Raw genomic sequence first — 18,913 nt, 5'->3', positions numbered from 1 at the left:
ACTCTTTCGTATTCCAGCGATATCCTGACAGCGTATCCGCAGTCTAACCGCGCTTGCCGGTAATTTCCGCCCAGCGTTTTTCCAGTCGCTTGACGGAAACCGGCATCAAGGTGCCAAGCTGTTGAGCGAACAGCGAGACACGCAGTTCCTCGATCCACCAGCCGAATTCCGCCAGCGCCGGGTCCACGTAGCCTGCTCGGCGCGTCGCTTCCCGTCGATCCACCAGCCGCGCCTCGAAAGTCTCCACCTCCTGCATCAACAGCTGATCACGCCCTCGCTCCCGGGGCGCCTTTTCCAACCGAATCAAGGCCGCCTCCATATAGCGGGGATAGTGTTCGAGCCAGTCCCCCGCCTCTCCGATGAATCCGGGGTGCACCAGGCGCTGCATCTGGGCCTTGATGTCGCTGTACACCAGCGCCAAGGCGAAACTCAGGTTGCCCTTGAGTCGCTTGGTCACTTCGAGATGCCCTTTCAAGGCCTGCTCGAGCTGGTCCAGGCGCTGCTCACCCAAGGGCAACAGCCGATCGCTCGTTTCCTTCAGACGCGCATCGAAATCCTGTGGGCTACGCGGCAGCGGATCCCAGGCAGTACCTTGGAGGAATATCGCTTCGACGAAATCATCCACCAGCTGAGCCTTGCTCCCTACCTTGGCGAACAGCAGCGCGCAGCGTTCGAGTCCCTTGAGCCCGCGCAGCGATCTGACCTGCTCCGGCAAACGCTGCATGGCCAGGCGCTTGATACCGTGGCGATGGGCCTGCTGGGCTTTAGCGGGATGATCGAACAGCTCCACCTTGAAGCTATCGGTATCGTTTTTTGGAGAAACGTTTTCCACCAGCGCCGGATAGGCCTCGACCCGAATCCCTGCCTGGGTAGTGACCTTGGATTCCGCCAGTCCCTCTTCCGGCAGGCCTGTTACCTGGTTGCCGCCGCTTGCCTGTTTCGCCAGGGCCTGGGCGCCGGCGCTGGCGGCCTTCACAAAGCGTCGCTCCAGGGCCCGCGGATCGCGACCTTCACCCAATACGTTCCCTTCGTGATCCACCACCCTCAGATTGAAGACCAGATGAGGCTCCAATTGATCCCGACGCCAATCGCTTTCCTTCAGCCGCAGCCCGGTCTTGATGCGCAGGAAATCGCCCAGGGCGACGGTCAGAGGCATGTCCTCGGGAACCAGCGCTTCCAGTGCCGCGTCCACCCAGTCGGGAATCGGCACCACCTGGCGGCGCACGGCCTTGGGCAGCGACTTGAGCAGAGCGATGCACTTTTCCCGAAGCAAGCCCGGCACCAGCCAGTCGAGCCGGTCCACCGGCAGCTGTGGCAGCATCGCGGCGGGCACGGTCAGGGTCACGCCGTCATCCGCGGCACCGGGCTGGAAATGATAGCTTAGCGGATAGCGCACGCCGTTCAGATTCAGGCTGTCCGGATACTGTTCCGCAGTGACGTCCTGTGCCTCCCGAGCCATCAGGTCCGCCTTGTTCAGCTTGAGGATCTCGGGGTCCTGTGCTTCAGCCTTTTTACGCCAATGTTCGAAGCCCTTGCCGCCGACGATATCCACCGGCAGGCGCTGATCGTAGAAATCGAAGAGAGTTTCCTCGTCCACCAGGATATCGCGCTTGCGGGCGCGGTCCTCGAGATTCTCCACCTCATCGATCAGCGCCTGATTATGGCGAAAGAACGCAGCCTGAGTGCGATACTCCCCTTCCACCAGGGCCCGGCGAATAAAGATTTCCCGGGCCTCTGCCTGGGCAATAGGCCCGTAGTTCACCCTGCGCCGGGAGACGATCGGCAAGCCGAACAGGGTCACCTGCTCGAAGGCCACCACCTGGGCGCGTTTCATCTCCCAATGAGGTTCGCTATAGCTACGCTTGACCAGATGCCCGGCCAGGGGTTCGATCCATTGAGGTTCGATCCTGGCCGCCTGGCGGGCGAACAACCGGGTAGTTTCCACCAGCTCACCGGCCATGATCCATTTAGGGGTCTTCTTGGCGAGACCCGAGCCAGGGTGAATCATGAACTTGCGGTTGCGGGCGCCCAGGTATTCACGATTCTCCAGAAACTGACCAATGTTCGACAAAAGCCCGGTCAGCAGCGCCCGATGCAGCTTGCCGCTATTTTCGCGACGGCGCTCTCGCAGCCGGGCTTCCTGGTCGGTGCTTTCGTCGATTTTTTCCGCTGCGGGCGGCGCCGGCACCTGGATCTGCATGTCCTTGAGCAGCAGGCGCAGCTGGCGAAAGGTATCATGCCATTCCCGCAAGCGAAGGTAATTCAGATAGTGTTCGCGGCACCAGCGGCGCAGCTGGTTGCCGGAAAGCTCTTCCCGGGCCGCATCGAAGCCGGCCCAGAGATTCAACCAGGCGACGAAATCCGACTCCGGATCCTCCCAGCGCTTGTGGGCCTGATCCGCCGCCTGGCGTTTTTCCGCCGGCCGCTCCCGGGGATCCTGAATGGCCAGGGCCGAAACCACGATCAATACCTCCCGCAGGCATTTCTCCTGCGCCCCCGCCAGCACCATGCGCGCCAGACGCGGGTCGATGGGCAGCCGCGCCAGCTGTCGCCCGAGCTTCGTCAGGCGCTCCTCGTCGTTCACTGCGCCCAGTTCGAACAGCAGGCGAAAACCGTCCTTGATGAAGCGGGAATCCGGCGGATCGACGAAGGGAAAGGCTTCGATATCTCCTAGCCGCAGCGCCAGCATCGACAGGATCACCGAGGCCAGATTGGTGCGCTGGATTTCCGGCTCGGTGAACGCCGGCCGCGCCAGGAAATCCTCCTCGCTGTAAAGTCTGAGGCATACTCCTTCGGCGATACGCCCGCAGCGTCCCTTGCGCTGATCCGCGCTGGCCTGGCTGATCGGCTCGATGGGCAGGCGCTGGATCTTGGCCCGGTAGCTGTAGCGGCTGATGCGCACCAGCCCCGGGTCGATCACGTAGCGAATGCCCGGCACCGTCAGCGAGGTCTCAGCGACGTTGGTGGCTAGCACGATGCGTCGCCCCGGATGGGGCTGGAACACCCGGTTCTGCTCCGCGTTGGAGAGCCGGGCGTAAAGCGGCAGAATCTCGGTGCTCTTGAGATTGGCTCGGCGCAGGGTGTCCGCGGTCTCACGAATCTCTCGCTCCCCGGGCAGGAAGATCAGCACGTCCCGGGGGCCGTGCAGCCAGCGCTTCTGCCGCTCGATACTCTCAATTTCCTCCACTGCGTGAAGGATGCCCTCCTGCAAGGTCAGGTCGCTTTCGTCTTCTGCCTCCCGCACCAGCGGGCGATAGTGGACTTCCACTGGATAGGTGCGTCCGGACACCTGCACCACCGGGGCGGGCTTTAACTCGCCGTCCGCCTGCTGTGTCGCAAAATGCGCGGCAAAACGCTCCACGTCGATGGTGGCTGAGGTGATGATGATCTTGAGGTCCGGGCGGCGACTGGTAAGACGCTTGAGATAGCCCAGCAGGAAATCGATGTTGAGGCTGCGCTCGTGGGCCTCGTCGATGATGATCGCCTCGTAACGGCTGAGATCCGGGTCGTGCTGGGTTTCCGCCAGCAGGATACCGTCGGTCATCAGCTTGATCAGGGTGTCGTCACCGGTCTGATCCGTGAAGCGCACCTGGTAGCCCACCTGCTGGCCCAGGGGCACCTGCAGCTCTTCCGCCAGTCGAGTCGCCACGGAGCGTGCCGCCAGACGCCGGGGCTGGGTGTGACCGATCAGCCCGCGCCGCCCCAGGCCCAGTTCCAGGCACAGCTTGGGTAGCTGGGTGGTCTTGCCGGAGCCGGTTTCCCCGGCCACCACCACCACCTGATGAGAGGAAAGCGCTTCGAGCAGATCCTCGCGATACTCCACCACCGGCAGTTCTGGGGGATAATTGAGGGTGACGGGGAGTTCGCGCCGTCGCGCCAGTATGGCCTGGGAACTCGCCAGACGCTTCGCCACCTCCTGAATGCCACGATCGACGGGCTTGCCCTGCCGAGCGCGATGCTCGAGACCCGACAGGCGCTTGCGCAGCGTCATGCTGTCCCGCGAGAGCGTGTCGTCGAGCGCCTCGCGCAGTGTTGCGAGGGCGTCGATGGAAGAACGTGTTTCCAGGGAAGAAGGCGCGGCGGTGTTACTCAAGAACGATCTCGTCAAGGGCTGGCTCGTCAAGGACTCACTTTTGTCAACGTCAGTCTCATTGAATAGGGAAAGTATAACGGCCCGCCTTGTTCGGGCAGACCGTCAATTGTATCGCCGTTGGCCGGACATGACGACTCCGGCTCGAATTCCAGCGCTATTCGGTAGTGGTAGCGTAGCCGAGATTCTGATAGGCGGACATGGAGCCCAGGCAGTTTTCCACTCGAGAAAATCCCTGGCGACGCAAAAGCGCGGCGGCTACCGCGGCGCGCTTGCCGCTGCCGCAAAAGGTCACGATGGGCTTGTCTCGGGGCAGCTCGTCCATCTGGTCCGGCAGGTGGCCCAGATAGAGGTGTCGAGCCTGCGCTATATGAGCGCTTTCATATTCCTCGAGGGTTCTGACATCGAGCAGGACAAAATCTTCCCGATCATCGATCCGCTTCTTCAAGGCGCCGGCGGACAGGGTAGGAATCGTCGCATAATCCTCGCCGCTGGCCTCCCAGGCGGTCGTGCCGGGCACCAGATACGCCACGACATTTTCATAACCCAACCGGTAGAGCCCGCGCAGCTCGTCTTCAAGCGAGGCGGGATCGTCGGTCACCAGCCCCAACTCGTCATCATAGGACACTAGCCAGCCGATATACCCCGGCAGCACATCCGACGGCAGCGCAAGACTTTGCGGCACGTGCGCGCCGCAGAACGCCTCCGGCGTACGCAGATCGAGCACCAGCATGCCCGTTTCGACAAGTTCGGCAAACTGCTGCGGCGAGGCGGCTTTCACCTGAGGCAAGGCACGTCCCCCGGGCGCCTTGTCGTTGAGCTCTTCCATCTTGCGAAAGTACGGCGGCTGGTAATGGTGTTCCTCGGACTTTGTCTTGATGAACTCGTCACGTTCCAGCTGCAGCATGGGGTTATTGCGGCGCTCATAGCCCAGCGTCGAGAACTCCCGATCCGCCATGCCGCTGCCGCATACGGAACCCGCACCGTGAGCCGGATAGAGTTGGACGCCGTCCCCCAAGGGCAGCAGCTTGTTGAAGATGCTGTCGTAGAGCTTGGCGCCCATTTCCTCGCGACGATCCGGATAGAAATCCGTACGACCGACGTCGCCGATAAAGAGAGTGTCACCGGTAAATACAGCAATTGGATCGTCGCTGAAGGTGGTATCCGCCAGGACAAGACTGATGCTGTCGAAGGTGTGTCCGGGGGTTTCCAGCACGCTCAAGCGAGCCTTGCCGATCTCGAATTGCTGGCCCTCCTTGACCGGCTCCGCATGCTCCACCTTGCCGCCCTGGCCGTGAAACACCCTGGCACCCGTGGCCTGGGCCAAGGCTTGCGAACCCACCACATAGTCTTCGTTACGATGGGTTTCGAACACATGAGAAATATTGGCCCCCTGTTGCCAGGCAAGATCGAGATAGACATCGATATCTCGCCTAGGATCAATCACCGCCGCCATGTTGCCGTCGATGATCATGTAGGAAAGGTGGGCAACTCCCTCTGACTTGATTTTCTCGAGGATCATTCCAGTCTCCTCCCCGCCGCGTGGACATTCGATGTATGTTACAAGCTGCTGAAACCGTGAAATCGGGGCTTTAGCAAAAGCGCCCCTCGGCTATGCCTTACGGTTACATCATTAGCACCCCATATAACATGGAATCGAATACCGGAATTTCAAGCGCGAAAATCATTCAGACCGAGGCGGCAAGAAAGCCTGTATAAAGCTTTTAGGACTCATTATCCCGAAGCTCCTTGCGCAGTACCTTGCCCACGTTGCTCTTGGGCAGTTCGTCGCGAAACTCCACCTGACGTGGCACCTTGTAGCCGGCGAGTTCCTTCTTGCACCACTGGCGCAGGGTCTGAACGTCAAGCTCCGGATTGCGGGACACCACGAATAGCTTGATGGCTTCACCGGTGTCGTCGTCCGGCACACCCACCGCCGCCGCTTCCACCACGTCCGGATGACCGGTCACCACGTCCTCCACCTCGTTGGGATAGACGTTGAACCCGGAGACGATGATCATGTCCTTCTTGCGATCGACGATGCGGATATAGCCGTCTTCCTGCAGCACCGCGATATCGCCGGTGCTGACCCAGCCCTCGTCGTCCAGGGCCTGCCGCGTCTCTTCCGGCATGTTCCAGTAACCCTTCATGACCTGAGGGCCCTTGACGCAAAGCTCTCCCGCCTCCCCCAGTGGTAGCACTCGACCGTCCGGACTCACCACCTTGACCGAAGTGCCAGCCACCGGCTTGCCGATGGTACCCAGCTGTATGGCATCCATCGGGTTGAAGGAAACGATCGGTGAGGTTTCCGTCAACCCGTAGCCTTCTGCCACCGGACAGCCGGTCACCTCCTGCCAGCGATTGGCCGCCGCCTTGGTCAGCGCCATGCCGCCGGAAATGGTCAGCTTGAGTTTGGAGAAATCCAGCCGCTTGAAGTCGTCTCGCTGGCAAAGCGCATTGAACAGGGTGTTCAGGCCGATAAAGGCGGTAAACTCGAGCTTTCCGAGCTCCTTGACGAAGCCTTCGATATCCCGTGGGTTGGGAATCAGCACCGTATGATTGCCGGTTTCAAACAGAAACAGGCAGTTCACCGTAAAGGTATAGATGTGATAGACCGGCAGCGGCGCGATGATCATTTCGCAGCCATCGGTAAGATTTTCGCCGATGGCCAGACGCGCCTGGAGCATGTTGGCCACCAGATTGGTATGGGTCAGCATGGTGCCTTTGGGACGTCCCGTAGTACCACCGGTGTACTGCAGTATCGCCACGTCCTCCCGCTGCCAAGTCACATCCTGATGCTCAAGCGCGCGGCCTTTGGTCAGGGTCTGATTGAAGGGCACGGCCTGGGGCAGAGTGTAGCGCGGCACCATTTTCTTGATGTACTTGACCACCGCGTTGATCACCAGCCGCTTGGGCAGCGGATGCAGGTCCGCCAATTGCGTGACCACGACATGCTCGATGTCGGTTTCCTCGATGATCTTGTCGAGCTTGGCGGCCATATTGGCCAGTATGACGATGGCCTTGGCGCCGGAATCCTTGAACTGGTGCGCCATTTCCCGCTCCGTGTAGAGTGGGTTGGTATTGACCACTACCAGTCCCGCCCGCAGCGCGCCGAATACCGCCACCGGATACTGCAGCACGTTGGGCAGTTGAATGGCGATACGATCGCCGGGCTCCAACGTCGTCTCGTGGGTCAGCCAGGCGGCGAAATCCCGAGACAGACGCTCGAGCTCGCGAAAGGAAACGACGTGGCCCATGCAGCTGAAGGCAGGCTTGTCGCTGAAGTTCTCGACGGAACGGTGAAAGACATCCAGCAGGGTACCGTAGCTCTCCAGATCCTCCAGCGGCGGTCCGTCGAGTTGATAAGCGCTCGCAGGCTCACTCATGGCAATTCTCCGCAGCCGTGGCGATCAAGCGCCACTCATTAGTTTTTATTAGGACTCGGCGCGTTCGTTTGCGGGACGCCCTCGCTTGAGCAGCAAGCAAGCCCGGCGGGGGAACCTCACAACCGAATCAAACAAGCGTTTCATGAAGTAATAACATCTAGCTCGTCGAATTGAAACCAGCGGTAACAGCGAAATTCCCTGTGGCATTGAAACGCGCCTGGATTTCCCCGTCCTTCCACACCAGCAGTTCACCGGGGGCCATGCGTATCCAGTCCTCGTTGTCTGTCAGCGGCTCAGTGGCGATCACTGAGACGATATCGTTGGGGGTGGTGTGCTCGACGAAATTGACGCTCAGCTCCGCATCGGAAAGGCTTGCCTTGCCGAAGGGCGCGCGCCGGGTGATGTGCGCCAGTTTCGTGGAGCAATAGGTATAAAGATACTCGCCGTCGGAAAGCAGCAGATTGAAGACGCCTAGCCTGCGTAAACGCTCGCAGAGCTCGTGCAGCGCTCCCCACATGACCTCGCGGGACTGGGGTGGGGCGTCGAAGCGTCGCCGCAGCTCCCCCATCAGGAAACAGAAGGCATGCTCGCTGTCCGTATCGCCGATGGGACGATAAAAGGCCAGAGGCAACGACTCCCAGCCTTCGAGCTGACCGTTGTGCGCGTAGCACCAGGGACGCCCCCACATTTCCCGGGTGAAGGGATGGGTATTGGCCAGACGCACCTGGCCCACGTTGGCCTGACGGATATGACTGATCACCACGTGTGACTTGATCGGGTAGTCACAGATCAACCGGGCGATCGGCGAATCCACCGAGGGGTGCGGATCGCGAAAGTCCCGGTAACCGCCTTCCTCGTAGAACGCGATGCCCCAGCCGTCCCGATGCGGACCGGTGCCGCCCCCGCGATGCAGAAATCCCGTGAAGCTGAAGCAGATATCCGTGGGCACATTGGCGCTCATACCCAGCAGTTCACACATGCGGTTCCTCCCTGGGCGGCTCCTGCCGCCGTGCCGATTGTCGGCCTATTGTTATCATGACCAGCAGCACCAGTAGCCCGATCAAGACCAGCACCAGCATCCAGGGGCGAAAAACCGCCGGATCCAATCCAAGCTGGCGTGTCAGGCGCTCCACCGGTGGTTCGATGCGGTCGGTCCAGATCTGGCCGGCGCGCTGAACCAGCCCCGGCGGTTCGGTCGTTGGCGGCTCGGGTTCCTGCTCCAGCGCCTGGGTGGCAAGGCCCTTGTCGTCCAGTCCCGCTGCGTCCAGGCCCACCTGGCCTTCGGTATTGATTAACACATCCGGCAAGGGAATTTCGCGAGTTTGCCCGTCGAGTTCGACGGTCGCGAGCAGTTTCAAGGGCAGCCGATAGGTGGGGTCCAGCTCGGGTAACTCAACTCGCCATTGTTTCTCGCCCCGCTCGGTCACCGGCAGGGCCTGGCCCTGTAGTCTGGCCTGGAGGCGCGTATTGGCGCTATCGAGCCGAGGATGCTGGGCGGTGAGTTCAACCGTCTGCTGTCGGCTGTCCAGCGACGCACCGATAGGCGAGCGCACGTTGACTGCCAGAACACGCTGCCGACGCAGCCCTTCAGCCCGAGCATCGACGATCAGGCGAGCGTTGCCCGGTCGTGTGGGCGCAGGCAGGATCCCGGTGAATTTTCCACCGTCTTCGCTCAGAGAGCTGGATACCTGAATATTGCCATCGGCATCTTCCAGCATGACCCGCACCGTCAGATTCGATGATTGCATGTCATCGGGCATGGCGTCTTTTTCGAACCAGGCGGAGAGCGCTACCGGAAAGCCGAGATACAGGGTATCGGGTAGCTCGCCGGTATGAAGCATCAGCGGGGATTCCACCTGAATTCGGCTGCCCGCATCGATTTCACCCTCCAGCTGCCATTCTCCCACTTGGGGCGACGGCACGCTGATGAGGTCGAAGCGAGGTTCCTGCTGCCAGCGTATCTCCTGCGGGTGGTCGTCTCGGGTATAGCGGCTGCCGTCCGGCGCCACCAGTATCGGCGCCGGGGCCTCCGGGGCATGGAACAATAGCGCGGAGAAGTTTTTTACCTGGGGATCGATCGTGAAGCGGCCCGCCTGCAGCGGCACCTGATCCGCGGGAAACAGCCGATCGATGATCGTCAGAAATACCCCCAGCAGATCATCCGGGTTCTGCGCCTTGACGGCGAGCCCGCCGGTTCTCTGCGCCAGTTGCTCCACCAAGTCGAGATCCGCTTCGTCGGAAAAGGCGATGGCATGTATGACCACATTCTGGTTCGCCAGATCCGGCGCCAGCTCGTTCAACAGCGCCTGACGGGAACGTCGATCCCCCTCGGCCTTGCTGCCCGCCGGCGCGGACAGATCGATCATGCCGTCCGTCAGCAGAATGATGTGACGCTGGCCCGCGCCGGGTACGCCACCCGCCTGACGAATCGCGCCTTCGATATCCGTGAAGGGCTGATACCGGGATAGCGCCGGTTCCAGGTCACGGGCCTTGTCGCGCCACTGCTCGTCGACGCGGCTCAGCGGCAAGGGATTGTCGATGTCTTCGCCGAAGGTCCAGATACCCACGCGAACGCCGGCGGGCAGCAGCGCCGCCAGCAGTTCGAGAGAGCTGACGCTCAACTTTTCCGGATCGTTATGACGCATGCTACCGGACACATCGAAGATAAAGCGCAGATCCGAGGCGCTCTCCTGAATGGCTTGCTGGGCGAAATCGTTTTCCCGGGACGGATCAGCGATGGACTCCGCCTCCGCTAGCGATGACCACGCCATCACTCCGCACAGGAACCACAGCAGAGGCCGCAGCAGGCCGCCGAGCCGAGCGCGTGTCTTCATGGTTCAGCCGATCACCGGTTCGCGACGTGATCGCTTCGGCGTCGCACCGTGGGCTTGGCTGTCTGTGCCCGGCCTCCTGCCCGGGGAACGGCCATTATCCCTGCGCCGCCCGCTCTGCCAGATCAGAATCCCCAGCAGGGCGCCGATTCCCGCGCCGATGGCAAGCAGAAAGAACGCACCGGTGGCACTCTGATGCTGTAGTTTCGCCACCACCGCCATGACGATAGCGGGGGCCCAGCCGGTATAATCGCTTGTCTGCTCCGGCATCGGCAGCGTGTAATGGCCGGGCATCAAGATCAGGCCGGCGACGACGCCGGTGAGTACCCAGCGCGGCAACCGTGGCAGAAAGCGAATGCCCAGATGCCCGGTCACCAGGACCACCAGGGACAGCAACAGATAGACTAGCCACAGCAGTGGCATCGAATCGGAAATCAGCATCGTTCACTCCAGAAACATTCACTCCAGACAAGGAGTTGACGGGCCTGATTGGGGTTTCCGTCCTCCACTTGACCAGTATGGTACCTTGCCATCGATGAAAGCACAGCCGCCCATGAACAAGACAATGCCAGAATCCACGACATCCCCCGTTCAACGCTTCTTTCGCGAAAGCGATCCTCACTGGCACTGGCTCGAGGAGCGTGAGAGCCCCGAGGTGAAAGCGTTTCTCACTGCAGCCAACCAGGAAGCGGAAGCCTGGTTCGCCCCCCTGTCGCCGCTGATCGAGTCACTCTATCAGGGTCATCTGGCGCGTCGCGAGCTGGCCACTCGCAGTCTTTCCACCGCGCTCGATCATTACGTGTACTGGAGCGAAACCGCCGCCAGCGAAGACTATCCCCGCTGGTGGCGTCATCCTGTCGATAGTCCCGAACGGCCTGAATGCTTCCTGGACCTGGTGATTCGAGCGAAGGGCGGCTTTTTCGAATTGGGGGATATGGCGCTATCTCCCAGCGAAAGATGGCTGGCCTGGACCGAAGACACCAGCGGCGACGAGGTCTTTACCCTGTTCCTCAAGCGTCTGCCGGATGGAGAGCCGCATCGTCTGCTCGAGGATATCGGGCCGGAACTGGAGTGGGCGGAAGACGATCGTACCCTGCTGTTCACTCGCTACGACGCGACTCAACGTCCGCACAGCATCTGGCGTTTGAATATTCACTCGAAAAGTGCACCCGAACTGATACTCAGGGAGGATGACCCGGAATTCTGGCTAGGGTTGGGCAAGACCCGTTCGAAGGCCTGGCTGGTGCTGGAAAGCGCCTCCAAGAACACTTCGGAATGCCACCTGATTCCCGCTCGCGCGCCGGAGACTCCGCCGCGCTGTTTCCGTTCTCGTCAGCCGGGAGTGGAGTACGCCATCGAGCACCGTCCGGGCACGTTCTATATCCTTCACAACGAGTCCGCCACGCACTTTCGTCTCGATCAGACGCCGGAAGCAGACATAACCGCCTGGCAGCCGCTGGTGGACCACCGCGAAGCCGTCACACTGGAAGGCGTGGACGCCTTTGCCTGGGGACTGGTGCTCACGGAGCGCCATCACGACGATGCCCAGACCCAGCTGCGAATCCTGGAGCTGGATGATCAGCGGCAAGTGGTGCGACGCGACCGACTGCTCGCCTTGCCGGAAATACCCTCCAGCATGGCCTTGGGGGACACTCCACACTTCGAGGCTCGCTGCCTGCGGCTGCAGGAGGAATCCTTCACTCTGCCACCGCGCTGGATCGAGCATGATCTGGACAACGATGAACGACGCCTGCTCAAGCAGCTGCCGGTATACGGTGACTTGCAGCCGGAACAACTGAGCTGCCGGCGCCTATGGGCGACGTCTCATGACGGTGAGCGAGTTCCGGTTTCCGTGGTCGCTCGACGGGATCTGTTGGGCAGGGAGCCGTTGCCTACTCTGCTTTACGGGTACGGCGCCTACGGTGAAGCCCTTGACCCCTGGTTCTCGATTGCTCGCCTGGAGCTACTGGCTCGCGGCGTGGCCTTCGCCGTCGCTCATGTTCGCGGCGGTGGCGAGCGTGGCGAACCCTGGTACCTGGCGGGCAAGCTCGAGCACAAGACCAACAGTTTCGAGGATTTCCTCGCCGCTCGCCAAGCGCTGGTCGACAAGGGCATCAGCGATGACAAGCGTATCGTCGCCTATGGCGCGAGCGCCGGCGGGCTGTTGGTGGGTGCCAGCCTGAACCTGGCCCCGGATGCGTTCTGTGCCGCGGTACTCGATGTGCCTTTCGTCGACGTGCTGCGCACCATGGAAAACCCGGAACTGCCGCTGACCACTGCGGAATACACCGAGTGGGGCAATCCCGGCGACCCGGCAGTGAAAGAGCGCATTCAAGCCTATTCGCCGCTTGATAACCTCCCCTTGGACAGCGCCAGCCAGACGCCCTACCCGAGCCTCTTTCTGCAAGGCAGCTGGCAGGATACCCGGGTGCCCTACTGGGAACCCGCCAAACTCTATGCGCGACTCAACGAGCAGGGAAATACAATAGGGCCGGTGCTGCTGTATACGGAAATGGAAGCCGGTCACGGCGGCGTCTCCGGCCGCTTCCAGGCCTGGCGTGACAACGCTCGCCAGGATGCCTACATCCTTTGGGCGCTGGGACTCGAAAGTAGTTAGAGGAAGGGATTATTCCTCGAAAGGCAGGATGGCGATGATATGGTCGTCCCAGTGGGACTCCGGCACTTCGAGCTCGGAAATGGCGAAGCCGGAGACGCTGATGCCCGCCCGGTGCACGCTATTGGGGTCACCGGAGATCAAAGGATGCCAGGCGGACAGGCCGCGTTTCTCATGCACTCGACGATAAGCGCAGCTTTCCGGCAACCAGCGAAACCGATCGACCTTGGCCGGAGTCAACTGGATGCAGCTCGGTACCGTGGCGAAGCGATTGGGATAATCGCTGCAGCGACAGCTCCGGGTATCCAGTAACTCGCAGGCCAGCTGCAAGGTCGCGATATCGCCGGTTTCCTCGTCCTCGAACTTGAGCAGGCAGCATTGACCACAGCCGTCGCATAGCGCCTCCCACTCCTCCTGGGTCAACTCATCGAGAGCGAAACGCTCCCAGAAACGCTCGCGCATCTTTTTTCCTGCAGTGTCTAACATAATCGATCATGCCTTTCGCGCGACTCCGGGCGCGATAAATCAAGAATGCTTTTCGCGCGGGGTCGGGCGCGATAATAAATAGTACCTTTCGCGGGGTCGGGCGCGATAAAACTAGAGGGTATCCGTAAATTCTGGTTGACCATACAACCAAACCACGAAAAGAGAAAAGTCATTCCTGAAAAATCCACTCTTGACTAAGCCGTAATATGTCCACAAAACTAGACATATGGAAATCTCAGAAGCAATCGCGAGCTTTGCCGCACTTTCTCAAGAGACTCGACTGGAAGCATTTCGGCTTCTGGTTCGTCATGAGCCGGAGGGAGTCCCGGCGGGTGAGATCGCAAGACAACTGGGTGTACCGCACAACACGATGTCAGCACATTTGTCTGTGCTGACCCGTGCAGAGCTTGTTCTCTCACGACGCCAGAGTCGTTCCATCATCTATCGAGCCAACTTGAAGCATATGCAAGAGGCGGTCCGATTTCTGATCAATGATTGTTGTGCGGGCCATCCAGAGGTCTGTGAGCCGCTGATATCCTCGCTGGTCGCCTGCCCGCCCAATCGGACGAATCCATAAAGGAAGGCGTGTATGACCACATCGAAAATCTCACAGGCTCCCATTACAGCTGACGGCATGGGGCTGTTTGAACGCTTCCTCTCCGTCTGGGTGGCGCTGGCCATCATCGCCGGCGTGCTGCTGGGCCAGTTCGCCCCGGCTATCCCCGAGGCTCTGTCGCGTTTCGAGTACGCCCAGGTATCGATCCCGGTGGCGGTGCTGATCTGGGCAATGATCTTTCCCATGATGGTGCAGATCGACTTCACCTCGATCCTCGGCGTACGTCGCCAGCCCAAGGGGCTGGTCATCACCACCACGGTGAACTGGCTGATCAAGCCCTTCACCATGTTCGCTATCGCCTGGTTCTTCCTGACCGTGGTGTTCGCGCCGCTGATCCCCGCTGAAAAAGCCAATGAATACCTGGCCGGGGCCATCCTGCTGGGTGCCGCACCCTGCACCGCCATGGTCTTCGTGTGGAGCTACCTCACCCGCGGCGACGCCGCCTACACCCTGGTTCAGGTGGCGCTCAATGACCTGATCATGCTGTTCGCCTTCGCCCCCATCGTGGTCTTCCTGCTCGGCGTGTCGAACATCCAGGTGCCCTGGGATACGGTCATCCTGTCGGTGGTACTCTACATCGTCATTCCGCTGGGCGCCGGCTACCTGACCCGTCAGGCTGTCATCAAGCGGCGCGGCATCGCGTGGTTCGACAACGTCTTCATGAAACGCCTGGCGCCCATCACCCCGATCGGCTTGATCATCACCCTCGTATTGCTGTTCGCCTTCCAGGGCGACGTGATCATTGCCAACCCGCTGCATATCGTGCTGATCGCCATCCCGCTGATCCTCCAGACCTTCCTGATCTTCTTCATCGCCTACGGCTGGGCCAAGGTGTGGAAGGTGCCCCACGACGTCGCCGCGCCTGGGGCAATGATCGGCGCCAGCAACTTCTTCGAACTGGCGGTGGCCGCCGCCATTGCCCTGTTCGGCCTGCAGTCCGGCGCGGCGCTGGCAACGGTGGTGGGCGTACTGGTGGAGGTGCCGGTCATGCTGGCCCTGGTGCGCATCGCCAATGCTACCCGTAGCCATTTCCCGACGGCTCAAGAGACTCGCGATTAAGCCTTGGCCCTTGAGATAGCGCTAAAAGCCCCGGGCTGAAGGGGCTTTTCACGTTTGCCTTTGGCTCAGGTCAGCAACTGCTGGATCTCGTCTGCAGGAATAACCTTGCCCTCCGTAACGATCTCACCATCAATCGCCAATGCCGGCGTGCGCATGATGCCCGCATCGATGATGGCATTGGTGTCGGTCACCTTCTCGATGTCGTATTCGAGTCCTTTCGCTTTTGCAGCGTCTTCCGCATTTGCTGTCAGCTGTTTGCATTTGGCACAGCCGCTGCCATAGATCGTAAATTTCATGATTTGTCCTCGCTCGTGACGTAAGTGTAACGGGTGGAACTACCACCAGTTGCCATAAATAAAGCCGGATATGGTGGCCATCACCACCACCAGCGCGCAATAAACCAGTGTTTTTTGCGTACCCAATATGGTGCGAATCACCAGCATGTTCGGCAGGGACAGTGCCGGTCCTGCCAGGAGCAGCGCCAATGCCGGCCCCTTGCCCATGCCGGATCCCATCAGTGCGTCGACGATAGGTACTTCGGTCAGAGTAGAGAAGTACATCAGTGCGCCCAGTACCGAAGCGATAACGGTAGAGGCCAGGGTGTTATCGCCTACGGCCACAGCCACCCATTCCGACGGTATGATTCCCTCGTGGCCGGGGCGACCCAGCGCGAAGCCGGCAACGAACACGCCCGCCAGCAGCAGAGGCAGGATTTGTTTGGCGAAATCCCAGCTTTGTAGCGCCCACTCGCGATCCTGCTCACGCAACGCCGAGATGATCATCAAGCCGGCGATACCGATAGCGAAGGGTAGCTCGGGAACACCCGGCACAATGACAGCCGTGGCGCCGATCACCGCCGCCAGCATCAGTAACCGAGTCGCCGGCCAGTGCCAGCGCCAGATCAGCAGGCCCGCCAGCGCGGCGGAAAGCAGTGCGGTAATCTGCCATTTCCACTGGTAAATCCGCATCCAGGCGGCGCTGTCCGCAGCCGCCCAGTTAGCGAATACCAGCACCCCGATCATCAGGGCGAAAAAAGTCACAATCGCACTCATCGGCTTATCCGTGCCATCGCCCCCGAATCCACGAGTGTTCTTGACCACTCGCCGTGCCTCTTCCCTGCGGTAGATCAGGTGCATGAGGGTACCGATCACCAAGGCGAACAGGATGGCCCCGACTGCACGGGCAATGCCGATCTCGGCGCCCAGCACTTTGGCGGTGACGACCACGGCCATGATATTGATGGCGGGTCCCGAATAAAGAAACGCAATCGCCGCGCCCAGGCCCGCGCCACGCTTGTAGATGCCTCCGAACAGGGGCAGGACGGTACAGGAACATACGGCCAGCAGCGTACCGGATACCGATGCCACGCTAAACGCCACCGGTTTGGACGCCTCGGGGCCCAGGTAGCGCATCACCGCCCCCTGACTGATATACGTCGACATGGCACCGGCAATCAGGAACGCCGGCAGCAAGCACAGAATAACGTGCTCCTGGGCGTACCAGTGGGTCAGGCGAACCGCTTCCAGTACCGCGTTGTCGAAGCGCGCCGTTCCGGCGGGAAGAAAATAGATCAGCAGAAAGGCGGCCAGCATGAAGAACAGCAGGTTGGTTTCACGAGCGTTGCCGGCATACAGCTCGCGTAATCGCGTGGTCATCTGAACACTCCTTGAAAGGGCCATCGGTTGAAGCACTTCTTTCATGGAGACGAACCCACACGCAAAAGGATGCAGAAAAAATGCGTTACCGAGGTACGTGGCAGCAGACTTGACCGTTTTCATCAAACCTGATCTGACAGTTCATGACAATCTGCTTCCTCAAGCGCTGTCGAGCCCGCAGCAGGCGGGATTTGGCCGCGCTCAGCGCCAGTCCATGCTGTTCTGCGTAGCGCGCCTGGGTCTGACCGTGCAGGTCGCACTGCTCGACGACATTTCGATCCTCCTCGGACAGTTGGGCCAGATTACGCATCAGACATTCTTCCAGTTGGGCGATGGGCGGCTTTTCATCACGCTCAAGCGGCATGTCAGCGTCAAGATCGATAAACGTTTTCGCGGTGCGCAAGCGGTCCGTCAGAACGTTGCGCAGGACGCTGAATAGCCAGGCCCTGGGATTTCGCACCTCGCAGAACGCATGGCCTTGCAGAACAAGCTTCAGAAACAGATCCTGAAGCACGTCATCCGCGTCGTGGGGATCCGCGATTCGTGCCCGCAAGAAAGCGCGCAACTCCTGCTCATGCGCGTCCCAGGCGCTCAAGATGCAGACAGGCGTCATGTCAGGGAGCATTTTACCTTTCTTGCTGTCGCGCTATCGGCCTTGTTCATTGGCATCAGCCTGCTGGTTTCAACCATTAAATCCGCCTACCTAAAACTAGTAACGGGACTCGGTAGGCGTTCGATACGCATCCAGCAGATAGTCCTCCTTGGGCGGAGGCATCTGCAGATAAAAGCCTTTCTCCTTGATGGCCTCGATTACCGTAGTCGTCTCCACCCGCGCCAGGGGCTTCTGCGGCGTCAGCACCAAAGTCATGACAGCTTGCGGCGTGCCGAAGCTTGCAAGCAGCGCCTCGGGGACGTCCACCAGGCCACGCTGCTTGTCCACATAGAGATACATCTCGTCCTTACGCGAGCTCTTGAACACTTCGCATAATAGCTTGCCGTCTCTCAAGGAAGTCATGTAGTGGCGACCTCTTTCAATGCATTCGCCAAGGGTTGGGCCAGACGCTCGCCCCGCCAGCCTCGAGGCAACGGTAACGGCGCATCCAGCAGGCTCGCTCCCACCAGCGCTTCAAGGTCCCGGCGTCGCATCAAGACCTCCGGCGCCAGCCCCAGCGTTTCAGCTTCAGCGGCGACGACCTGCTTGAGCGCCTTGAGACGCTTCTTGAACGCTGGCGTCATGGGAGAAGGCAGTGGCGCCGGCAGCTCCTCCTGCGCCTGCTGGCGTGCCTGTTCAACCAAGGCCAGCAGCGTGTCTCCCTCGCGTTTGATCAGCGCGGGCTTGAGCCCTTGGATATCCGCCAGCAGGGTTTTGTTTTTGGGCATTCGCTCAGCGATTTCATAGAGTAGTTTGTCGTTGATCAGCCAGCCGCGTGGCAGGTTGCGTCGGCGAACTTCCGTTTCTCGCCACTGTGTCAGACGCTGGTAGGCCTCTATCTGACGGGGAGATAGCCGCCACAGCTGACGCTGGCGCAGATACCATTGTCCATTCGCTGCGTTGCCCTCTTCCTGAATGCCGAGCGTGTGACAGTCTTCTTCCAGCCACGTCAGCCGACCGGAGCCCTCGAGTGCCTTGCGCTGAGCCCGCCAGGCGTCCAGCAGATACACCACGTCCCAGGCCGCATAGCGCTGCTGAGAGTCGGAAAGCGGGCGCTCCAGCCAATCGGAGCGAGTTTCGTCCTTGGGCAACACTTCGCCGGTCCAGCGCTCCACCAGACGCTGATAGCTCATGGCCGGGTCTTCCCCAAGAAGCGCCTGGGCCAGCTGGGTGTCCATCACGGGAGCAATCGCCACATCGGCCCAGATGCGCATGACCTCCAGGTCTTCACTGCTGGCGTGCAGCAGTTTCAGGGGGCCGGAAGCCAACAGCTCGCGCAGGGCCTGTGTCGCTTTTACCGCCTGAGGATCGATCAGGTACACCGGGCCACCCCCGTATAGCTGGATCAGCGCGGGTACCGGGTAGAAGGTGGATTCGCGAAAGAACTCCGTGTCCATGGCCAGGGTATCGGCCTGACTGAGTGCTCGACAGGCGGCATCCAGCGCTTGAGGGGTATCGATCCAGCGAATATCGAGGTCAAGGGACATAAAGAATCGGGGCTCGGTTTGAGAAAAAGGAAGGTCG

Annotated in this window: 15 protein-coding genes; 3 read left to right on the top strand and 12 right to left on the bottom strand. The window is 60.7% G+C overall.

What is annotated here, in order from left to right; genetic code table 11:
• Window positions 1–43: 43 nt before the first annotated feature.
• The 6 genes from hrpA to FGL86_RS10910 form a co-directional block, all read right to left on the bottom strand.
• A complete protein-coding gene (hrpA, locus tag FGL86_RS10935; protein ID WP_246131796.1) occupies window positions 44–3,991 on the bottom strand; it encodes an ATP-dependent RNA helicase HrpA in 3,948 nt (1,315 codons plus the stop codon).
• Window positions 3,992–4,247: 256 nt separating this feature from the next.
• Window positions 4,248–5,612, bottom strand: coding sequence for an MBL fold metallo-hydrolase (locus FGL86_RS10930; protein WP_147184591.1), 1,365 nt, complete (start codon window positions 5,610–5,612; stop codon window positions 4,248–4,250).
• Window positions 5,613–5,814: 202 nt separating this feature from the next.
• Window positions 5,815–7,476 (bottom strand): AMP-binding protein, encoded by a 1,662-nt coding sequence (locus FGL86_RS10925; RefSeq protein ID WP_147184590.1) that lies wholly within the window; start codon window positions 7,474–7,476, stop codon window positions 5,815–5,817.
• Window positions 7,477–7,633: 157 nt separating this feature from the next.
• Complete coding sequence (locus FGL86_RS10920) at window positions 7,634–8,455, bottom strand: class II glutamine amidotransferase (protein WP_147184589.1); 822 nt, start codon at window positions 8,453–8,455, stop codon at window positions 7,634–7,636.
• Entirely contained in the window at window positions 8,448–10,310 is a 1,863-nt protein-coding gene (locus FGL86_RS10915; protein WP_147184588.1) for a vWA domain-containing protein, read from the bottom strand. Before FGL86_RS10915 ends, FGL86_RS10920 begins: the two co-directional genes overlap by 8 nt.
• 3 nt (window positions 10,311–10,313) lie before the next feature.
• Complete coding sequence (locus FGL86_RS10910) at window positions 10,314–10,748, bottom strand: hypothetical protein (protein ID WP_147184587.1); 435 nt, start codon at window positions 10,746–10,748, stop codon at window positions 10,314–10,316.
• Window positions 10,749–10,842: 94 nt separating this feature from the next.
• On the opposite strand from FGL86_RS10910, the gene FGL86_RS10905 reads away from it, so the two are divergent.
• Entirely contained in the window at window positions 10,843–12,924 is a 2,082-nt protein-coding gene (locus FGL86_RS10905; protein WP_147184586.1) for a S9 family peptidase, read from the top strand.
• Window positions 12,925–12,933: 9 nt separating this feature from the next.
• Here the strand turns inward: FGL86_RS10905 and FGL86_RS10900 are convergent, their stop codons facing one another.
• Window positions 12,934–13,383, bottom strand: a complete 450-nt coding sequence (locus tag FGL86_RS10900; protein ID WP_147184585.1) for a YcgN family cysteine cluster protein — start codon at window positions 13,381–13,383, stop codon at window positions 12,934–12,936.
• A 250-nt stretch (window positions 13,384–13,633) separates the two neighbouring features.
• Between FGL86_RS10900 and FGL86_RS10895 the strand changes: the two genes are divergently transcribed.
• Both FGL86_RS10895 and arsB read left to right on the top strand, forming a co-directional pair.
• On the top strand, window positions 13,634–13,984 hold the full coding sequence (locus FGL86_RS10895; RefSeq protein ID WP_147184584.1) for an ArsR/SmtB family transcription factor: 351 nt from the start codon (window positions 13,634–13,636) through the stop codon (window positions 13,982–13,984).
• Between the two features lie 12 nt (window positions 13,985–13,996).
• Window positions 13,997–15,082, top strand: a complete 1,086-nt coding sequence (gene arsB / locus FGL86_RS10890) for an ACR3 family arsenite efflux transporter (RefSeq protein ID WP_147184583.1) — start codon at window positions 13,997–13,999, stop codon at window positions 15,080–15,082.
• Between the two features lie 65 nt (window positions 15,083–15,147).
• On the opposite strand, the gene FGL86_RS10885 is transcribed toward arsB, so the two are convergent.
• The 5 genes from FGL86_RS10885 to rnd all read right to left on the bottom strand — a co-directional run bounded on the left by FGL86_RS10885 (window position 15,148) and on the right by rnd (window position 18,876).
• Complete coding sequence (locus FGL86_RS10885) at window positions 15,148–15,378, bottom strand: thioredoxin family protein (RefSeq protein ID WP_147184582.1); 231 nt, start codon at window positions 15,376–15,378, stop codon at window positions 15,148–15,150.
• Between the two features lie 39 nt (window positions 15,379–15,417).
• Window positions 15,418–16,737 carry a permease gene (locus FGL86_RS10880; protein WP_147184581.1) on the bottom strand — a complete coding sequence of 440 codons (1,320 nt, stop codon included), beginning with the start codon at window positions 16,735–16,737 and terminating at the stop codon, window positions 15,418–15,420.
• An 85-nt stretch (window positions 16,738–16,822) separates the two neighbouring features.
• Complete coding sequence (locus tag FGL86_RS10875) at window positions 16,823–17,350, bottom strand: sigma-70 family RNA polymerase sigma factor (protein WP_147184580.1); 528 nt, start codon at window positions 17,348–17,350, stop codon at window positions 16,823–16,825.
• Window positions 17,351–17,446: 96 nt separating this feature from the next.
• The gene (locus tag FGL86_RS10870) at window positions 17,447–17,752 is read right to left on the bottom strand and encodes a YcgL domain-containing protein (RefSeq protein WP_147184579.1); all 306 of its coding nucleotides are present in this window, start codon (window positions 17,750–17,752) and stop codon (window positions 17,447–17,449) included.
• On the bottom strand, window positions 17,749–18,876 hold the full coding sequence (gene rnd / locus FGL86_RS10865; protein ID WP_147184578.1) for a ribonuclease D: 1,128 nt from the start codon (window positions 18,874–18,876) through the stop codon (window positions 17,749–17,751). The genes FGL86_RS10870 and rnd overlap by 4 nt, the downstream gene beginning before the upstream one ends.
• Between the last annotated feature and the right edge of the window lie 37 nt (window positions 18,877–18,913).

The organism is Pistricoccus aurantiacus, from assembly GCF_007954585.1.
In the GTDB taxonomy this organism is placed as follows: Bacteria; Pseudomonadota; Gammaproteobacteria; order Pseudomonadales; family Halomonadaceae; genus Pistricoccus; species Pistricoccus aurantiacus.
The sequence above is the reverse complement of the archived record's forward strand: the minus strand, read 5'-3'. Positions and strand labels throughout refer to the sequence as shown.

Coding starts and splice junctions, on each gene's coding strand:
- hrpA (WP_246131796.1), bottom strand. CDS start 3,991: ATGACGCTGCGCAAGCGCCTGTCGGGTCTCGAGCATCGCGCTCGGCAG.
- FGL86_RS10930 (WP_147184591.1), bottom strand. CDS start 5,612: ATGATCCTCGAGAAAATCAAGTCAGAGGGAGTTGCCCACCTTTCCTAC.
- FGL86_RS10925 (WP_147184590.1), bottom strand. CDS start 7,476: ATGAGTGAGCCTGCGAGCGCTTATCAACTCGACGGACCGCCGCTGGAG.
- FGL86_RS10920 (WP_147184589.1), bottom strand. CDS start 8,455: ATGTGTGAACTGCTGGGTATGAGCGCCAATGTGCCCACGGATATCTGC.
- FGL86_RS10915 (WP_147184588.1), bottom strand. CDS start 10,310: ATGAAGACACGCGCTCGGCTCGGCGGCCTGCTGCGGCCTCTGCTGTGG.
- FGL86_RS10910 (WP_147184587.1), bottom strand. CDS start 10,748: ATGCTGATTTCCGATTCGATGCCACTGCTGTGGCTAGTCTATCTGTTG.
- FGL86_RS10905 (WP_147184586.1), top strand. CDS start 10,843: ATGAAAGCACAGCCGCCCATGAACAAGACAATGCCAGAATCCACGACA.
- FGL86_RS10900 (WP_147184585.1), bottom strand. CDS start 13,383: ATGCGCGAGCGTTTCTGGGAGCGTTTCGCTCTCGATGAGTTGACCCAG.
- FGL86_RS10895 (WP_147184584.1), top strand. CDS start 13,634: ATGGAAATCTCAGAAGCAATCGCGAGCTTTGCCGCACTTTCTCAAGAG.
- arsB (WP_147184583.1), top strand. CDS start 13,997: ATGACCACATCGAAAATCTCACAGGCTCCCATTACAGCTGACGGCATG.
- FGL86_RS10885 (WP_147184582.1), bottom strand. CDS start 15,378: ATGAAATTTACGATCTATGGCAGCGGCTGTGCCAAATGCAAACAGCTG.
- FGL86_RS10880 (WP_147184581.1), bottom strand. CDS start 16,737: ATGACCACGCGATTACGCGAGCTGTATGCCGGCAACGCTCGTGAAACC.
- FGL86_RS10875 (WP_147184580.1), bottom strand. CDS start 17,350: ATGACGCCTGTCTGCATCTTGAGCGCCTGGGACGCGCATGAGCAGGAG.
- FGL86_RS10870 (WP_147184579.1), bottom strand. CDS start 17,752: ATGACTTCCTTGAGAGACGGCAAGCTATTATGCGAAGTGTTCAAGAGC.
- rnd (WP_147184578.1), bottom strand. CDS start 18,876: ATGTCCCTTGACCTCGATATTCGCTGGATCGATACCCCTCAAGCGCTG.